Origin of the sequence: Achromobacter insolitus (genome assembly GCF_002209555.1) — a bacterium.
GTDB classification, from domain to species: domain Bacteria; phylum Pseudomonadota; class Gammaproteobacteria; order Burkholderiales; family Burkholderiaceae_B; genus Achromobacter; species Achromobacter insolitus.
Genome location: NZ_NJIF01000002.1, coordinates 159,203 through 175,271 on the forward strand (window position 1 = coordinate 159,203; position 16,069 = coordinate 175,271).

At 66.1% G+C, this 16,069-nt stretch carries 14 protein-coding genes; 3 read left to right on the forward strand and 11 right to left on the reverse strand.

Annotated features, from left to right (window positions below; all coding sequences use genetic code 11):
* Window positions 1-59: 59 nt before the first annotated feature.
* The 8 genes from CEY08_RS06230 to CEY08_RS06265 form a co-directional block, all read right to left on the reverse strand.
* The gene (locus CEY08_RS06230; RefSeq protein ID WP_042795774.1) at window positions 60-638 is read right to left on the reverse strand and encodes a UGSC family (seleno)protein; all 579 of its coding nucleotides are present in this window, start codon (window positions 636-638) and stop codon (window positions 60-62) included.
* A gap of 30 nt (window positions 639-668) precedes the next feature.
* Window positions 669-1,781, reverse strand: a complete 1,113-nt coding sequence (locus CEY08_RS06235) for a hypothetical protein (protein WP_042795773.1) — start codon at window positions 1,779-1,781, stop codon at window positions 669-671.
* Window positions 1,782-1,914: 133 nt separating this feature from the next.
* The gene (locus tag CEY08_RS06240) at window positions 1,915-2,331 is read right to left on the reverse strand and encodes a VOC family protein (protein WP_042795772.1); all 417 of its coding nucleotides are present in this window, start codon (window positions 2,329-2,331) and stop codon (window positions 1,915-1,917) included.
* Between the two features lie 87 nt (window positions 2,332-2,418).
* Window positions 2,419-4,443, reverse strand: a complete 2,025-nt coding sequence (locus CEY08_RS06245; protein ID WP_088607615.1) for an acetyl/propionyl/methylcrotonyl-CoA carboxylase subunit alpha — start codon at window positions 4,441-4,443, stop codon at window positions 2,419-2,421.
* A gap of 56 nt (window positions 4,444-4,499) precedes the next feature.
* The gene (locus CEY08_RS06250; RefSeq protein WP_042795770.1) at window positions 4,500-6,107 is read right to left on the reverse strand and encodes a carboxyl transferase domain-containing protein; all 1,608 of its coding nucleotides are present in this window, start codon (window positions 6,105-6,107) and stop codon (window positions 4,500-4,502) included.
* A gap of 214 nt (window positions 6,108-6,321) precedes the next feature.
* On the reverse strand, window positions 6,322-7,503 hold the full coding sequence (locus tag CEY08_RS06255; protein ID WP_042795769.1) for an acetyl-CoA C-acetyltransferase: 1,182 nt from the start codon (window positions 7,501-7,503) through the stop codon (window positions 6,322-6,324).
* Window positions 7,504-7,538: 35 nt separating this feature from the next.
* Window positions 7,539-9,395 (reverse strand): bifunctional isocitrate dehydrogenase kinase/phosphatase, encoded by a 1,857-nt coding sequence (gene aceK, locus CEY08_RS06260; RefSeq protein WP_042795768.1) that lies wholly within the window; start codon window positions 9,393-9,395, stop codon window positions 7,539-7,541.
* 9 nt (window positions 9,396-9,404) lie between these two features.
* Window positions 9,405-10,583: an isovaleryl-CoA dehydrogenase gene (locus tag CEY08_RS06265; protein ID WP_042795767.1), complete on the reverse strand. Its 1,179-nt coding sequence runs from the start codon at window positions 10,581-10,583 to the stop codon at window positions 9,405-9,407.
* A gap of 246 nt (window positions 10,584-10,829) precedes the next feature.
* Between CEY08_RS06265 and CEY08_RS06270 the strand changes: the two genes are divergently transcribed.
* Both CEY08_RS06270 and CEY08_RS06275 read left to right on the forward strand, forming a co-directional pair.
* Window positions 10,830-12,005 (forward strand): M20 aminoacylase family protein, encoded by a 1,176-nt coding sequence (locus CEY08_RS06270; protein WP_084738690.1) that lies wholly within the window; start codon window positions 10,830-10,832, stop codon window positions 12,003-12,005.
* A 58-nt stretch (window positions 12,006-12,063) separates the two neighbouring features.
* Window positions 12,064-13,035, forward strand: coding sequence for a Bug family tripartite tricarboxylate transporter substrate binding protein (locus CEY08_RS06275; protein WP_076816954.1), 972 nt, complete (start codon window positions 12,064-12,066; stop codon window positions 13,033-13,035).
* Between the two features lie 395 nt (window positions 13,036-13,430).
* Here the strand turns inward: CEY08_RS06275 and CEY08_RS06280 are convergent, their stop codons facing one another.
* Together CEY08_RS06280 and CEY08_RS06285 are read right to left on the reverse strand one after the other, a co-directional pair.
* A complete protein-coding gene (locus tag CEY08_RS06280) occupies window positions 13,431-13,763 on the reverse strand; it encodes a YnfA family protein (protein ID WP_076816956.1) in 333 nt (110 codons plus the stop codon).
* A gap of 10 nt (window positions 13,764-13,773) precedes the next feature.
* A complete protein-coding gene (locus tag CEY08_RS06285; RefSeq protein WP_076816958.1) occupies window positions 13,774-14,154 on the reverse strand; it encodes a MerR family transcriptional regulator in 381 nt (126 codons plus the stop codon).
* 72 nt (window positions 14,155-14,226) lie between these two features.
* On the opposite strand from CEY08_RS06285, the gene CEY08_RS06290 reads away from it, so the two are divergent.
* Complete coding sequence (locus CEY08_RS06290) at window positions 14,227-15,294, forward strand: MBL fold metallo-hydrolase (protein ID WP_042795764.1); 1,068 nt, start codon at window positions 14,227-14,229, stop codon at window positions 15,292-15,294.
* Between the two features lie 70 nt (window positions 15,295-15,364).
* Here the strand turns inward: CEY08_RS06290 and CEY08_RS06295 are convergent, their stop codons facing one another.
* Window positions 15,365-15,991 carry a LysE family translocator gene (locus tag CEY08_RS06295; RefSeq protein ID WP_042795763.1) on the reverse strand — a complete coding sequence of 209 codons (627 nt, stop codon included), beginning with the start codon at window positions 15,989-15,991 and terminating at the stop codon, window positions 15,365-15,367.
* Between the last annotated feature and the right edge of the window lie 78 nt (window positions 15,992-16,069).

Sequence of the window (16,069 nt, forward strand, 5' to 3'; positions counted from 1 at the left end):
TGTTCCCCTCCCCGTTTGCGTAGCGCCGCAAACGGCGCCGCTACGTAACGACGCCGCCGCTATTGAAGGGCCACGCGCAGCGCCATCGGCGCTTTGGTGCCCAGCCAGACCTGTTGGGCCTGTTCCTTGATCTGCGCCACGCGCTGCGCGATTTCATCGGCAGTAATGGAGCTGACCGGATGCGCGATGACCACGGGCTCCAGCGTTTTCATGCCGATGGCCTGCCGCGTCAGTTCGGTTTCGCGAGCGAACTCGGTGGTAATGATGACCGCGCTGGGCAGGCCCAGGCGTTCCAGCGCGATGGAGTCGCGTACGCAAGCCGAGCAGCACGAGCCGCAATCGCCGATGGCGGTCAGCACGATGTCGTTCTCGGCCGCGATGCGCTCGATCAGTTCAGGCGCTGCGTCTTTGGAAAAGCTGTGCTTGACGTAGTAGTTCACCTCGGCGAATCCAATCTCTTCGCCCAGGGCGGCGGCGGCGCCGCGCAGCAGCTTGTTGGCGTTCCATTTGGAATTGTCCAGAATGCCCAGGCGCAGGCCGGCCAGGCCTTTCTTGCGCGCCGATACCGGCGCGTCCTCGAAGCGCAGCGCACCGCGCGGATCAAACACCGCAACTTTTTCCGCATCGTTCATCAACATGTCTCTCTCCTGGTTTTGCGGGCTGCCGCCCTAGATGGCGCACGCGCCGCTGGTGCAATCGGCGCTCTCGGCGTTTGCGCCGTCTATCGCGCGCAGCACTGGCGTGCTCATGCTGCCCCAACCCGGGATCAGCACGGAGAAGCGGCCGGCTTCGCCGCCCATCACGAAAAGGTGGATGTGCTCGGGACTGTGCACGATGGGAATGCGGGTATCGTCCTCGCGCTTGTAGTACTTGGGCAGGTTGCGGTTGTAGACCTTGCCGTAGCGGTGGCCGTAAGCCAGGTCGATGAAGCGGTTGCCGTGATTGACGTAGAGATAGTTGCGCACGTCGGCCCGCGACCAGCCGTGTTTACCGATGGTCTGTGCGTGCTCAAGGCCCAGCACGACCGCGATGTGGCCGCCCAGCACCGCGCTGTTGGAGGCGATGGTGCTCATGGCCGAGCACATCGTGTCGAGTATGCCCTCAGGGTCGTTGGATATGTGGTTGGTGACGCTGTGCGGCGCCTCGGCCGCCAGGGCGAACACCGTGGAATCCTCAGCCTTGTAGCCATGCTCCACGTGATAAGGAGCCAACGGGCTTTGCAGTTCGTTCTCGCAGACGCAGTAGGTGTACTTGCCGGGGTGCCCCAGCGTGCTCTTGTCCAGGTCGCCTGGCCAGCCGCCGCCCACGTTGAGCATGATCAGGCGCAGCGCGCGGCCGATCGTGGCATTGGCGCGGTTGCCCGAACCGAATGCATTGACGCCGCCATTCATGCCGATTTCGCGGGCGATCGGCCCGTTTACCACGAGCAAGGGGGAAGCGACGTGCGTGGTGGCTTGCACGCCATTCAGGTTGAAGGCAGGATCGGTAATGGCCTTTACTGCTGCCAGCACCACCGGCGCGTACTCGGGCTTGCAGCCGGCCATCACCATGTTGATGGCCAGCACCTCGCGCGTCAGTTCGCCCCAACGCGGCGCCACCCGCGCTTCGACAAAGCTGGCGTCGCCGCCCAACCGGGCCACGATCTCGTCAATCTTCTCCTGAGTCGGCGGAACCACCGGCAGGCCGTCGGTGAAGCCGCGTTCGTAGTAGTACTCCACCAGGTCCACGCCGGCAGGCACCATCGTCACCGGCGACGTCTTCGCTTGCAGAACCGCACTCATCGAAATCTCCTCGTGGCTGTCGAATGACCTTGCGACGAGCATAGGAGTCCTTGCTTATTGATAACAAGGACAATCTATTTCGATAAATGATTGCGAAAAACGCATAAGTCGCGGAACGCGCAGGCGCCGCGCGCTACACCTTGGGCCAGTATGTCCCGAAGCTCCATAGATTGCCTTCCGGATCGCGGCAGGCGAATTCGCGGCTGCCGTAGGCGGTGTCATACGGCGGGGTTTCGATGGTGGCGCCTGCGGCCCGTACCTGCTCATGCAAGGCGTCAGGGTCGTCGACGGCCAGGTACAACGCATCCGTGCGGCGGCCTTGCAGGTCGCCCACCAGCTTGCCGTAGTCGTCGTCGCGGTGTTGTCCCAGCATCATGAGCGAACTGCCGTAGGCGAGTTCGGCGTGGAGCACGGCGCCGCCTTCGCGATAGACGGCGTGTTCAGTGAATCCCACCACGCTGGTGAGCCACCGTATCATCGCGTCCGCATCGCGGCAGCGCATGGTCGGAAACAGCCGGGGCGCAGCGGCTTCGGAAGAATTTGCGTTCATCACGGGCCCTCCTGTCGAGCACAAGGAATGGCCCATGATGAACCCGCGCATGGCGCGGGGGGTTGACGATTTGTTACCCCGACCGGCCTATTCGCCGATGGCGACCAGCTCCGCGCCTTCCGTCACCTGATCGCCCACGCCGTAGAACACCTCGGTGACCTTGCCATCCGCAGGCGCGGAAATGGTGTGCTCCATTTTCATGGCTTCCATCACCAGCAGGGGCTGGCCTTTTTCCACCGCATCGCCGGCCTTGACCGAGATCGAGATGATCTTGCCGGGCATCGGCGCCGTCAGGCCGCCGCCGTGATCGCCCTGCGTGTCCTGGGAATGCGCCAGGGGATCGTACAGGTCCAACACGTGTACGCCAGCCCCGCCGAAGACGTGGGCGCGGTCCGCATGGAGCACGACCGTGCCGGCGCTTTCGTGTCCGTCCAGCGTGATGCGCAGGCCGTAGGCCAGGTTGGGGTTGGCACTGGCGTGGGCGCGCCACAGGAAAGCTTGCGGACCCGCGCCGATGTCCAGGGTCCAGGCGCCGCCCTGGCGGGCGACGGTGGCGTGGCGGGTTTCGCCGTTGTCCACCCATTGCAGCTGGCGCGTGTAGCGGCCGCCCAGGCGCCAGCCGTCGCGGGCGTCCCAGGGATCGGCAGGTTGCTTGCCGCCAAGCGCGCCGGGCTGCGCCAAGCCCTGGCGCACCAGTACGGCGGCGCAAGCCAGCGCCAGCGTGGCGGGGGGGGCGGGCTGGGGTTCGGGCAGCAGCGTGGCGCGCTGGCGTTCGATCAGGCCCGTGTCCAGGTCGGCCGCGGCGAAGGCGCTGTCCTGCATCAGGCGGGACAGGAACGCCACGTTGGTCTGCACGCCGACGGCCTGGGTCTGGGCCAGGGCTTGCAGCATGCGGGCGCGCGCCTGGTCGCGGTCGGCGCCGTGCACGATCAGTTTGGCGATCATGGGATCGTAGAACGGCGTGATGGTGTCGCCCATGCGCACGCCGCCGTCGACCCGGATATCGCCGTTGGCGAACGCCGTGTGCGCCGGCAGGCCCAGATAGGCCAGCGTGCCGATGGACGGCAGGAAGCCCTTCTCGGGGTTTTCCGCGTAGATGCGGGCCTCGATGGCGTGGCCCTGGATGCGCAGGTCTTCCTGGCGCGCCGGCAGCGGCTGGCCGGCGGCCACGCGCAACTGCCATTCGACCAGATCATGTCCCGTGATCATTTCGGTGACCGGGTGCTCGACCTGCAGGCGCGTGTTCATTTCCATGAAATAGAAGCGGCCGTCAGGTTCGGCGATGAATTCCACCGTGCCCGCGCCCACATAGCCCACGGCGCGCGCGGCAGCCACGGCGGCTTCGCCCATGGCGCGGCGGCGCTCTTCGGTCATGCCGGGCGCGGGAGCTTCCTCGATGACCTTCTGGTGGCGGCGTTGCACGGAGCAATCGCGCTCGAACAGGTAGACGCAATTGCCGTGCTTGTCCGCGAACACCTGGATCTCGATGTGGCGGGGCTTTTGCAGATAGCGTTCGATCAGCACGCGGTCATCGCCGAAGCTGGACGCGGCTTCGCGCTGGCAGGAGGCCAGCGCGTCCAGGAAAGCGCCTGACGATTCGACCACGCGCATGCCCTTGCCGCCGCCGCCGGCGCTGGCCTTGATCAGCACGGGGTAGCCGATGCTGTCTGCCTGGGACTTGAGGAATTGCGGGTCCTGGTTGTCGCCGTGGTAGCCCGGCACCAGCGGCACGCCGGCCTTTTCCATCAGCGATTTGGCGGCGGACTTGCTGCCCATGGCGGCGATGGCCGAGGCCGGCGGTCCGACGAAAGCGATGCCGGCCTTTTCAGCGGCTTCGGCGAAGGCTTCGTTTTCCGACAGGAAACCATAGCCGGGGTGGATGGCGCCTGCGCCCGTGTCGCGCGCGGCTTGCAGGATGGCGTCGGCGCGCAGGTAGCTGGCGCGCGGTTCCGAGCCGCCGATATACACGGCCTGGTCGCAGGCGGCGACGTGGCGGGCGTTGGCATCGGCGTCGGAATACACCGCAACGGTGCGGATGCCCATGCGGCGGGCGGTGGCGGCCACGCGGCAGGCGATTTCACCGCGGTTGGCAATCAGCAAAGTGTCGAACATGGATGTCATCCAGGCTGAAATTATTCTTGAACTGCGCTGCGGACGGCTGCGCCGCCCTACATGCGGAACACACCGAATCGGGTGTCTTCAATGGGGGCATTCAGCGCGGCCGACAGCGCCAGTCCGAGCACGCGCCGCGTGTCGGCCGGCGCGATGATGCCGTCGTCCCACAGCCGCGCGGTGGCGTAGTAAGGATGCCCCTCGCGTTCATATTGTTCGCGGATGGGCGCCTTGAAGGCGGCTTCCTCGTCCGTGGACCACTGGCCGCCGCGCGCTTCGATGCCGTCACGCTTCACCGTGGCCAGCACGCTGGCGGCCTGTTCGCCGCCCATCACCGAGATGCGGGCATTGGGCCACATGAACAGCATGCGCGGCGAATAGGCGCGGCCGCACATGCCATAGTTGCCGGCGCCGAACGAGCCGCCGATCAGCACCGTGAACTTGGGCACGTTGGCGGTGGCCACGGCCGTCACCATCTTGGCGCCGTGGCGGGCGATGCCTTCGTTTTCGTACTTGCGGCCCACCATGAAACCCGTGATGTTCTGCAGGAACACGAGCGGGATCTTGCGCTGCGCGCACAGTTCGATGAAGTGCGCGCCCTTCTGGGCGGACTCCGAAAACAGGATGCCGTTGTTGGCCACGATGCCCACGGGCATGCCGTGGATGTGCGCGAAGCCCGTGACCAGCGTGGGGCCGAAGCGCGCCTTGAACTCGTCGAACTCCGAGCCGTCCACGATGCGCGCGATGACTTCGCGCACGTCATAGGGCTTGCGGGTGTCGGCGGGGATGATGCCATTCAGCTCGCTGGGGTCGTAGCGTGGCTCGCGCACCGGGACGGTGGCCAGCGGTTGGGGTTTTTTGCGATTGAGCCGGGCGACCGCGTTGCGGGCCAGCTGCAGCGCGTGCATGTCGTTGGCGGCCAGGTGGTCCGCCACGCCGGACAGGCGCGTGTGCACGTCGCCGCCGCCCAGGTCCTCGGCGCTGACTTCTTCGCCCGTGGCCGCCTTCACCAGCGGCGGGCCGCCCAGGAAGATGGTGCCCTGGTTCTTGACGATAATGGACTCGTCGCTCATGGCGGGCACATAGGCGCCGCCCGCGGTGCAGGACCCCATCACCACGGCGATCTGCGAAATGCCCTGCGCGGACATTTGCGCCTGGTTGTAGAAGATGCGGCCGAAGTGTTCGCGATCAGGGAAGACTTCGTCCTGCTGAGGCAGGTTGGCGCCGCCCGAATCCACCAGATAGACGCAGGGCAGATGGTTCTGCGCGGCGATCTCCTGCGCGCGCAGGTGCTTCTTGACCGTCATCGGGTAGTAGGTGCCGCCCTTGACCGTGGCGTCATTGCAGACGATCACGCATTCCGTTCCCGCCACGCGGCCAATGCCCGTGATGACCCCTGCGCCGGGCGCTTCCCCGCCATACATGCCATGTGCCGCCATGGGCGACAGTTCCAGGAACGGCGTGCCCGGGTCGATCAGGTGTTCGACGCGGTCGCGCGGCAGGAGCTTGCCGCGCGCCACGTGCTTGGCGCGCGCGGCTTCGCTGCCGCCCAGCGCGGTATGGGCCAGTTGCTGATTCAGATCGTCCAGCTGCGCCTGCATGGCCTGCGCATTGTCGGTGTAGTCCTGCGACCGCGGATTGATGCGGGATTCGATGATGGGCATGGGGTTCCACCCGTCCTGCTTGTTGGAAATTTGTAGGCGCTCGTGGAGCGGTTTGTCTCGTTGCCCGGTGGGCGGAAGGATGAAACCCCCACGCCGCGCGCGCTTCGCGCGCTTGCTGCCCCGCCGAGGGGGCGGCCCCGCGGCGGGGCGGCAATTCTTGCGGAGGTTTCGCGCTGCGCGCCACAGCACATTTGCAGGCGCGCAGCGCCAGGCCTTAGATCATCTCGATTGCCATCGCCACGGCTTCGCCGCCGCCGATGCACAGCGTGGCCACGCCGCGCTTGCCGCCGGTCTTGCGCAGCGCGCCGACCAGCGTGGCCATCAGGCGGGCGCCGGACGCGCCGATCGGGTGGCCCAGGGCGGTGGCGCCGCCGTGGATGTTGACCTTCTCGTGCGGCAGCTTGAAGTCGGTCATGGCGGCCATGGTGACCACCGCGAAGGCCTCGTTGATTTCGTAGAGGTCCACGTCCTCGGCCTTCCAGCCGGTCTTGGCGAAGAGGTTCTTCAGCGCGCCCACGGGGGCGGTGGTGAACCAGTTCGGCTCTTGCGAGTGCTGGCTGTGGGCGACGATGCGCGCCAGCGGTTTGACGCCGAGCTTTTCAGCGGTGGATGCGCGCATCAGCACCATGGCGGCCGCGCCGTCGGAAATCGACGAGGAGTTGGCGGCGGTGACGGTGCCGTCCTTCTTGAAGGCGGGCTTGAGCGTGGGGATCTTTTCCGGCATGGCCTTGGTGGGGGCTTCGTCGGTGTCGATCACCGTGTCGCCCTTGCGGCCGGCGACGGTGACGGGCGTGATTTCCCACTTGAAGCTGCCGTCTTCCGTGGCGGCGCGGGCGCGGCGCAGCGATTCCAGCGAGAACGCGTCCTGCTGTTCGCGCGTGAAGGAATACTTGGTGGCGCAATCTTCAGCGAACACGCCCATGGCCTTGCCCTTGTCGTAGGCGTCTTCCAGGCCATCCAGGGCCATGTGGTCGTACACGGTGTTGTGGCCGTAACGGTAGCCCTGGCGGCCCTTGAGCAGCAGGTAAGGGGCGTTGCTCATGCTTTCCTGGCCGCCGGCGACGACGACGTTGGCGGAGCCCGCGGCGAGCAGATCATGGCCGAACATGGCGGCCTTCAGGCCCGAGCCGCAGACCTTGTGGATGGTGGTGCAAGCCACACCCAGCGGCAGGCCTGCGCCCAGCGCGGCCTGGCGCGCCGGGGCCTGGCCCTGGCCGGCTTGCAGCACGTTGCCCATGATGACTTCTTCGACTTGCTCGGGCTTGATGCCGGCGCGTTCGACGGCGGCCTTGATGGCGATCGAGCCCAGCTCGTGCGCGGCCAGGCCGGACAAGGCGCCCAGCATGCCGCCCATGGGCGTGCGGGCGACGGAAACGATGACGATGGGATCTGACATGGCTAGCTCCTGTGAGGGTCGGGACAGCTCTGGGGTTACGAGGCCGCGTGGGCGCCTGGAGGGCGTTCCGGACGCAGGCGTCTGTCCGTATCGTAAGGGAAAAATTCTTCAATCCGGCCTTGCGCCACGTGGGCCCGGCAGGCCTGCCACCACTCCGGTTCCAGCAGGTCGGCATGGTGACGCATGAAGGCGCCGCGCACGCGCGCATCGCCCAGCAAAAAGCGTCCGAATTCCTCGGGGAAGACGTCGTTCGGACCAATGGCGTACCAGGGCTCGGAAGCCAGTTCCGCCTCTTCGTTGGGGGCGGGCGGGATGCGCCGGAAATTCATTTCGGTCATGCGCTGGATTTCGTCGTAATCGTAGAAAACGACCCGGCCCAGGCGCGTCACGCCGAAGTTCTTGTACAGCATGTCCCCAGGGAAGATATTGGCTGCCGCCAGTTGGCGGATGGCGTCCCCGTATTCGCGCACGGCGGGGTCCAGCAGCGCGTCGGGCGCCTGGCGCAGATAAATGTTCAGGGGGGTCATGCGCCGTTCGATGTAGACATGGCGGATGACCACCGTGTCCCCGGATTCCTCTATCAGGCTGGGGACCAGCCTGCGCAATTCTTCCAGCAGCGCGGGCGCGAAACGCGCGCGCGGCAGCGCGACCTGCGAGTATTCCCAGGTGTCCGCCATGCGGCCGACGCGGTCGTGCAGCTTCACCATCTGGTACTTGCGCCGCACGGTGGCGTGGTCCATGCCGTCCTTGTCGATGCGGTCCTTGATGAGCTTGAACACGTAGGGATAGGACGGCAGCGTGAACACGCACATCACCATGCCCTTGATGCCGGGCGCGATGTCGAAGGCGTCGCGCGAATGGGCGAGGTGATGCAGGAAGTCGCGGTAGAACAGCGTCTTGCCCTGCTTTTGCAGCCCGATCATGGTGTAGAGCTCGGCCTTGGGCTTGCGCGGCAGCAGGCTGGACAAGAAGTTCACCACCGCAGCGGGCGTTTCCATGTCCACCAGAAAGTAGGCGCGCGTGAAGCTGAACAGTGTGCTCAGGTCGTCCGCGCCCAGCAGCAGCGCGTCCAGCACGACCTGGCCCGCGGGGTTGCGCATCAGCGCCACGGCAAAGGGATACACCGTGCCCTGGTTGATCAGGCGGCCGACGATATAGGCGCCTTTATTGCGGAAGAACAGCGAGCCCAGCGCATGGATCTGGCAGTCGCTGGCGATGCGGCGGCCGACGTGGCGCGGCAGGATGGCGCGCAACTGCTTGATCGCGGCGCGTGCCAGCAATCGGGTGTCGCGCGGCAGGTCTTCGAAGGGCAGCGCCAGGCCGAAGTCCGCGACCATGCGGATCAGGCTTTTCTCCAGTCCGTCCGTGGCCGGGTAGTACACCCGATACGACGGGATGGTGCTGTCCAGGTAATCGGTGGCGATGGCCGGGCGGACGAACAGGAACGCGTTGTGGAAGTAGTCGCGGTGCAGAATGCGGCAAGACACCGAGTTGAAGAAGGTCTCGGCGCATTCGGGCTGGCGGTGATCGCCCAGTAATCCCACGAATTCCTGTTTGATCTGCTGCCAAAACGCAGTCTGCTCATCGCTCAGGGCGGGCGCGGCGCTGCCATTGGCGCCCACCGCGCCTTCCGGGCGGCCGCGCAGCACGCCTTCCAGTTGGGTGGCGCATTCGCGCACCCGCATGTCGTAGTACTCGATGCGCTCGCGCGACAGGCGCTGGATGCCATGCCAATCGCCGGATTCGAACAGTGCCTTGGCGCGCTGGGCGCTATAGCGGAACAGCGCGTAATGGCGGTCAAAGCCCGCCAGGATCAGCCGCGCGACGTCCAGCGGCAAGGGCCCGGGAGCGGGCGCCTGCTCGATGTGCTGGACGTCGGACATGCGGATCATGGCGGGGGCTCAGGCGGTTTCGTTGAACAGCTCGCGGCCGATCAGCATGCGGCGGATTTCGCTGGTGCCGGCGCCGATCTCGTAAAGCTTGGCGTCGCGCCACAGACGGCCCACCGGATACTCGTTGATGTAGCCGTTGCCGCCCAGGATCTGCACGCCCTCTCCCGCCATCCACGTGGCTTTCTCGGCCGTGTACAGGATCAGCGCGGCGCAGTCCTTGCGCACCTGGCGCACGTGTTCGGTGCCCAGGCGATCCAGATTCTTGCCGACCTGATAGCAGAAGGCGCGGCTGGCCTGCAGCGTGGTGTACAGGTCCGCGACCTTGCCCTGGATCAGCTGGAATTCGCCGATGGCCTGGCCGAACTGCTTGCGGTCATGGATATAGGGGACGACCACGTCCATCACGGCTTGCATGATGCCCACCGGTCCGCCGGACAGCACGGCGCGCTCGTAGTCCAGGCCGCTCATCAGCACCTTGACGCCGCCGTTGACCTGGCCCAGCACGTTTTCCTCGGGGATTTCGCAGTCCTGGAACACCAGCTCGCCGGTATGGCTGCCGCGCATGCCCAGCTTGTCGAGCTTCTGCGCCACGGAAAAGCCCTTGAAACCCTTTTCCACCAGGAAGGCGGTGATGCCGCGCTGGTGGGCCTCGGGATCGGTCTTGGCATAGACCACCAGGGTGTCGGCGTCGGGGCCGTTGGTGATCCACATCTTGCTGCCGTTGAGCACGTAGCGGTCGCCCTTCTTGTCGGCGCGCAGCTTCATGCTGACCACGTCGGAGCCGGCGCCCGGCTCGCTCATGGCCAGGGCGCCCACGTGTTCGCCCGAAATCAGCTTGGGCAGGTACTTGGCTTTCTGGGCCGCCGTGCCGTTGCGGTTGATCTGGTTCACGCACAGATTGGAGTGCGCGCCGTAGGACAGGCCGATGGAAGCGCTGGCCCGGGAGATTTCCTCCATCACGACCATATGGGCCAGATAGCCCATGTTGGCGCCGCCGTATTCCTCGCCGGCCGTCATGCCGAGCACGCCGAGATCGCCGAATTTGCGCCAGAGGTCCATGGGGAACTGGTCGCTGCGGTCGACTTCTGCGGCGCGCGGCGCGATTTCGGCCTGCGCAAAATTGCGCACCGCATCGCGCAGCATGTCCAGATCTTCGCCCAGGTCGAAGTTCAGGCCGGGAAGGTTCATCGCTGTCTCCGTGATAGTAGGTACTTACTATTTTGTGGGCGCCAGTCTCCGGCGCCGGATTGCCGCGCGTGGCTCATGATGCGCCGATCGGCCATCGCTGCGCAATGATGCACCGCAAATATTACGTTTACGTAAACGTAAATTGGAGTCGGGTTATCCCTAGGTAATTGCGGGCTGCCGAGGGAGTTGCGCTGAGTAATATGCCAGCCGATCCTTGAATCCTGAATCATTGCGATGGAGTCTGCCGTGCTCGAACTATCCAATCTGGACGAAATTGTGGCGCTGCGGCGCGATATCCACATGCATCCGGAGCTCTGCTATGAAGAGCACCGCACGGCCAAGGTCGTGGCGGACACGCTGCAAGGCTGGGGCATCGAGACGCACACCGGCATCGCCAAGACCGGGGTGGTCGGCGTGATCAAGCGCGGCACCTCGGACCGCGCCATCATGCTGCGCGCCGACATGGACGCGCTGCCCATGCAGGAAGAAAACCAGTTCGAGCACCGCTCTCGCCACGACGGCAAGATGCACGGCTGCGGCCACGACGGCCACACGGCCATGTTGCTGGCCGCGGCCCGCCATCTGCAGACCGAAGGCGGATTCGACGGCACGGTGTATCTCTGCTTCCAGCCAGCCGAGGAAGGCGGCGCGGGCGGTCGGGCGATGATCCAGGACGGCTTGTTCGAGCGCTTCCCTTGTGAAGCGGTATTCGGCATGCACAACTGGCCAGGACTGCCCGCCGGGACCTTCGGCGTCTGCGCCGGCCCCATGATGGCCGCCGCCAACGGCTTCAAGATCACTGTCCGCGGCAAGGGCGGCCACGCCGCCGCGCCGCAGGACTGCAACGACCCGGTGCCGGCGCTGTTTGCCATCGGCCAGTCGCTGCAAACCATCCTCACGCGCAGCAAGCGTCCGCTGGACGCCGCCGTGCTGTCGATCACGCAGGTGCAGGCTGGCGGCAGCGTGATCAACGTCATTCCCAACAGCGCCTGGCTAGGCGGCTCGGTGCGCGCCTACAGCACCGCCGTGGTGGACCTGATCGAACGCCGCATGAACGAAATCGCCGGCAGCATCGCGGCCGCGCATGGCTGCGAAGCGGACGTGTTCTTCGAGCGCCGCTATCCGGCGCTGGTGAACACCGTGGCCGAGACCGAATTCTGCATGGAAGTCATGCGCGAGGTGGTGGGCGAGGACCGCGCGCAGGTCATCGAGCCGGCGATGGCGTCGGAGGATTTCGCCTTCCTGCTCCAGGAAAAGCCGGGCTGCTATGTGTTCCTGGGCAATGGCGACGGCGAGCACCGCATGGCGGGCCACGGCCTGGGTCCCTGCATGCTGCACAACGCCAGCTATGACTTCAATGATTCCCTGATTCCGGCTGGCGCGTCGTACTGGGTACGCCTGGCGCAACGCTACCTGGCCTGATGTGCTTCACGTTTCTCGTTTTATCCGACGCAGTGCCACGCAACATAACCAGGACGATATGAAAAAGAAGACATTGCTGATCAAGGCCGCGGGGGCGGCCTTGGCGATCATGGCCAGCGGCGCAATGGCGCAAGACTGGCCGGCCAAGCCCGTCACGCTGGTCGTTCCCTACACCGCTGGCGGCAGCGCCGACGCGATCGGACGCCGCCTGGGCGACGTCCTGCGCAAGGAAAGCAACGTAACGGTCATCGTCGAGAACAAGCCCGGCGCGGGCGCGTCCGTGGGCACGGACTTCGTGGCGCGCGCCCAACCGGACGGCACCACCTTGCTGCTGGCCTCCACCAGCCCGCTGACGATATTCCCGCATCTGGCCAAGACCAACTACGACCCGATGAAGGATCTGACGCCGGTGGCCAGCGTAGCCGTTGCGCCCGTCGCCATCGTCGCCACCAAGGCTCTCCCGGTGCAAGACTTCGCCGGCCTGATCGAATACGCCAAGTCCCATCCGGACGGTGTGCGCTATGGCACGCCGGGCCAAGGCACCGTGGCCCACATCGGCATGTCGGCCGTGACGGCGCAAACCGGCACCAAGATGCTGCACGTGCCGTACCGCGGCAACAGCCAAGCGCTGACCGACGGCCTGGGCGGCGTAGTCGAGCTGCTGGTGGTCAACAGCGACGTGGTGCTGCCGCACGTGGTCAGCGGCGCGCTCAAGCCGCTGGCTGTGATGGCGCCGCAACGCCTGGCCGCCTGGCCCGACGTGCCCACCATGGCCGAACTGAAGATGCCGCAGGCGCAGTATTACTCGAACTTCGGCGTGTTCGCGCCCGCCAAGCTGCCCGCCACGGTCGCCCAGCCCCTGCAGGCCGCGCTGGCCAAGGCAGTCGCCAGCGCTGAGTTCCAGGATCTGCTGGCCAAGTCCTACCTGCAGCCAGGCACGGCCACGGGCGAAGCCTTCGCCAAGCAGGTGCAGGCTGAATTCGCGAACAATGCGCGGATCATCAAGGAAGGCAACATCAAGGCCGAATAAGCCTGTCCCCAGCCGCTAAAAAAGCAGCAAGCCCGCGCAGCAGGCGCGGCGTGGGGGCCCTTTTTGCCGCCGGGCCGCCCCAAGGCAAAAAGCGCCCCCTTGGGGGGCAGCTAGCCCGCGCAGCGGGCGCGGCGTGGGGGCCCTTTTTTGCCGCCGGGCCGCCCCAAGGCAAAAAAACGCCCCCTCGGGGGCAGCTAGCCCGCGCAGCGGGCGCGGCGTGGGGGCCCATTTTGCCGCCGGGCCGCCCCAAGGCAAAAAGCGCCCCCTTGGGGGCAGCTAGCCCGCGCAGCGGGCGCGGCGTGGGGGCCCATTTTGCCGCCGGGCCGCCCCAAGGCAAAAAGCGCCCCCTTGGGGGGCAGCTAGCCCGCGCAGCGGGCGCGGCGTGGGGGCTCCCCCTACCCGCTGCGCGGCCCGAACATGATCACCAGCATCCCGGCGAGGCACAGGCCTACGCCCAGCCAGTCGCTCATGCTGGGCCGCACGCCGTCCACGGCCCATAGCCACAGCAGCGCCATTCCTATGTACACGCCGCCGTACGCCGCATACACGCGGCCCGAAGCCGTGGGGTGCAGCGTGAGCAGCCAGGCGAACAGCGCCAGGCTGGCCGCGGCTGGGGCGAGCAGCCAGATGGAATGGCCCTTGCGCAACCACAGATAAGGCAGATAGCAGCCGACGATTTCGGCCAGCGCCGTCAGGATGAACAGCGTGAGGGTCTGCAAAACGCCCATGTCGGCGTGCTTAAGGCTTTTGCGCGAGCAGCTCGCGGCATTGCTGTTCCTGCTGCGCGATCTCGCGCAGGGTATCCTCGATATCGCGGCGCTGTTGTTCCAACGTCGCGCGATGCTGTTCCAGCACGGTCAGGTATTGGCGCAGCTGGACCTCGGTATCGCCCGGCCCGTCATACATGTCGATCAAGGTCAGGATCTCGGACAACTGCAGGCCCAGGCGCTTGCCGCGCAAAGCCAGCTTCAGGCGCGTGCGGTCGCGCGGCCCGAAGACGCGGTTGCGTCCTTCGCGCGCCGGGCTGACGATTCCTTGGTCTTCGTAGAAGCGGATCGTGCGGGGCGTGACGTCGAACTCGCGTGAGAGTTCAGAGATGGTCCAGGTTGACGGGGACATGCGACGTGTGGCAGTTTACGTAAACGTAAATTATGATGACTTGACCCGATCGTCAAGCGTGGAGAAGAGGCAATGAACCCCAACGAGCAGAAACTGCAGTACCCCTGGGCTGATTTCCAGCCTGAAGCCGGCCGTTCGCACGTGGTGGCGGAAGGGGTCAAGTGGATCAGGATGCCTCTGCCGTTCGCGCTGGATCATATCAACCTCTGGCTGCTGCGCGACAACATCGACGGCCGTGACGGCTGGACCATCGTCGACTGCGGCATCACGCGCGACGAAGTGAAGACGCTGTGGGAAGCGGTGTTCGAGAACGAGCTGGAAGGCCTGCCGGTGCTGCGCGTGATCGTCACCCACATGCACCCCGATCACGTGGGCCTGGCGCATTGGCTGTGCGAACGCTGGGATGCTCGCCTGTGGATGACGATGACGGACTTCATGGTGGCCTCGTTATGGTCTTCGCGGCGCGGCGAAGGCGGCGCCGGTCCCGGCGGCCAGTCGGCGGTGGACCACTTCGCGCGCCATGGCTTGACCGACCCGGACGCGCAGGAACAGATCCGCCAGCGCGCCAACTATTACCCCAACCTGGTGCCGGCCATGCCTGCGCGTTACACGCGCATCCTGCACGGCGACGCGGTGCGCATAGGCGGGCGCGACTGGCGTGTGATCGTGGGCTATGGACACGCGCCCGAGCATGCCTCGCTGTTTTCTCCCGACCTGCGCGTGCTGATCTCCGGCGACATGGTGCTGCCGCGCATCTCCACCAACGTCAGCGTGTTCGACTACGAGCCGGACGCGAATCCCCTGCCTTTGTACCTGCGTTCGCTGGACGGCTATGCCGACCTGCCCGAAGACACGCTGGTGCTGCCTTCACACGGCCGGCCTTTCAAGGGCCTGCATGAGCGCATCGCGCAACAGCATGAACACCACCGCGACCGCCTGGCGGAAGTGCTGGAGGCCTGTGCGGTCCAGCCGCAATCGACCACGGACATCGTACCGGTGCTGTTCAAGCGCAAGCTGGACCTGCACCAGCTGACCTTTGCCATGGGCGAGGCGCTGGCGCACCTGCATGCCCTGTACTTCGAAGGCAAGCTCAAGCGCGCGCAAGGCGCGGATGGCATCGTGCGGTTTTCGGCGGTCTGAGTCCGCCAGGCGGCCGGAAGGCAAGGCGGCGCCTGGGCCGCCGCCATACGCCAAACCCCAGCGCCAAGCCTTAGCGCGAGGCCGTCGCCAGCCGCACGGCCAGGCCGACGAATACCAGCGCGGCGATCCGGTTCAGCCAGCGCTTTGCCGTCACCGAGCGTTGCAGCAGTTCGCCGAACGCGCCCGAAAAGAATGCGATGGCGCCGAACACCAGCAGCGTGGACACCATGAATACCGCGCCCAGCTGCATGGTCTGCAGGCCCACTGGCCCCAGCGCCGGAGAGGTGAACTGCGGCAGGAAGGCGAAGAAGAACAGCAGCACCTTCGGGTTGGTCAGGTTCATGACGATGCCGCGGCGGTACAGCGCGCCGGGCTTCATGGGTTCGGGGCGCTTGCCGTCCTCGGCGCCGACCGGCGCACGCAGGATCTGCCAGGCCAGATAAGCCAGATACGCGGCTCCGGCCAGCTTGAGCACGGTGAAGGCCATGGGCGAAGCCGCGAACACAGCGGCCAATCCGACAGCCACCGCGGCTGTGTGTCCCAGCAGCCCCGTGCACAGCCCCAGCACCACGAACATGCCGGCCTTGCGGCCCCAGATGGCGGACTGCATCAGTACGAACAGGTTGTCCGGCCCCGGAGTCAGGGCCAGCAGCACGGCAATGCCGAAGAATGCGATCAGGGTATCGATGGGCAGCATGAGGGTTCGCCTGGAACGGTTCGGCCGGCCCCTGGGGAGGCCGGAAGTGGCATCATAAAGGCAAAGACGTGCCCATCA

Coding starts and splice junctions, on each gene's coding strand:
- CEY08_RS06280 (WP_076816956.1), bottom strand. CDS start 13,763: ATGGGCGTTTTGCAGACCCTCACGCTGTTCATCCTGACGGCGCTGGCC.
- CEY08_RS06250 (WP_042795770.1), bottom strand. CDS start 6,107: ATGCCCATCATCGAATCCCGCATCAATCCGCGGTCGCAGGACTACACC.
- CEY08_RS06265 (WP_042795767.1), bottom strand. CDS start 10,583: ATGAACCTTCCCGGCCTGAACTTCGACCTGGGCGAAGATCTGGACATG.
- CEY08_RS06240 (WP_042795772.1), bottom strand. CDS start 2,331: ATGAACGCAAATTCTTCCGAAGCCGCTGCGCCCCGGCTGTTTCCGACC.
- CEY08_RS06230 (WP_042795774.1), bottom strand. CDS start 638: ATGTTGATGAACGATGCGGAAAAAGTTGCGGTGTTTGATCCGCGCGGT.
- CEY08_RS06290 (WP_042795764.1), top strand. CDS start 14,227: ATGAACCCCAACGAGCAGAAACTGCAGTACCCCTGGGCTGATTTCCAG.
- CEY08_RS06285 (WP_076816958.1), bottom strand. CDS start 14,154: ATGTCCCCGTCAACCTGGACCATCTCTGAACTCTCACGCGAGTTCGAC.
- aceK (WP_042795768.1), bottom strand. CDS start 9,395: ATGATCCGCATGTCCGACGTCCAGCACATCGAGCAGGCGCCCGCTCCC.
- CEY08_RS06235 (WP_042795773.1), bottom strand. CDS start 1,781: ATGAGTGCGGTTCTGCAAGCGAAGACGTCGCCGGTGACGATGGTGCCT.
- CEY08_RS06295 (WP_042795763.1), bottom strand. CDS start 15,991: ATGCTGCCCATCGATACCCTGATCGCATTCTTCGGCATTGCCGTGCTG.
- CEY08_RS06275 (WP_076816954.1), top strand. CDS start 12,064: ATGAAAAAGAAGACATTGCTGATCAAGGCCGCGGGGGCGGCCTTGGCG.
- CEY08_RS06255 (WP_042795769.1), bottom strand. CDS start 7,503: ATGTCAGATCCCATCGTCATCGTTTCCGTCGCCCGCACGCCCATGGGC.
- CEY08_RS06245 (WP_088607615.1), bottom strand. CDS start 4,443: ATGTTCGACACTTTGCTGATTGCCAACCGCGGTGAAATCGCCTGCCGC.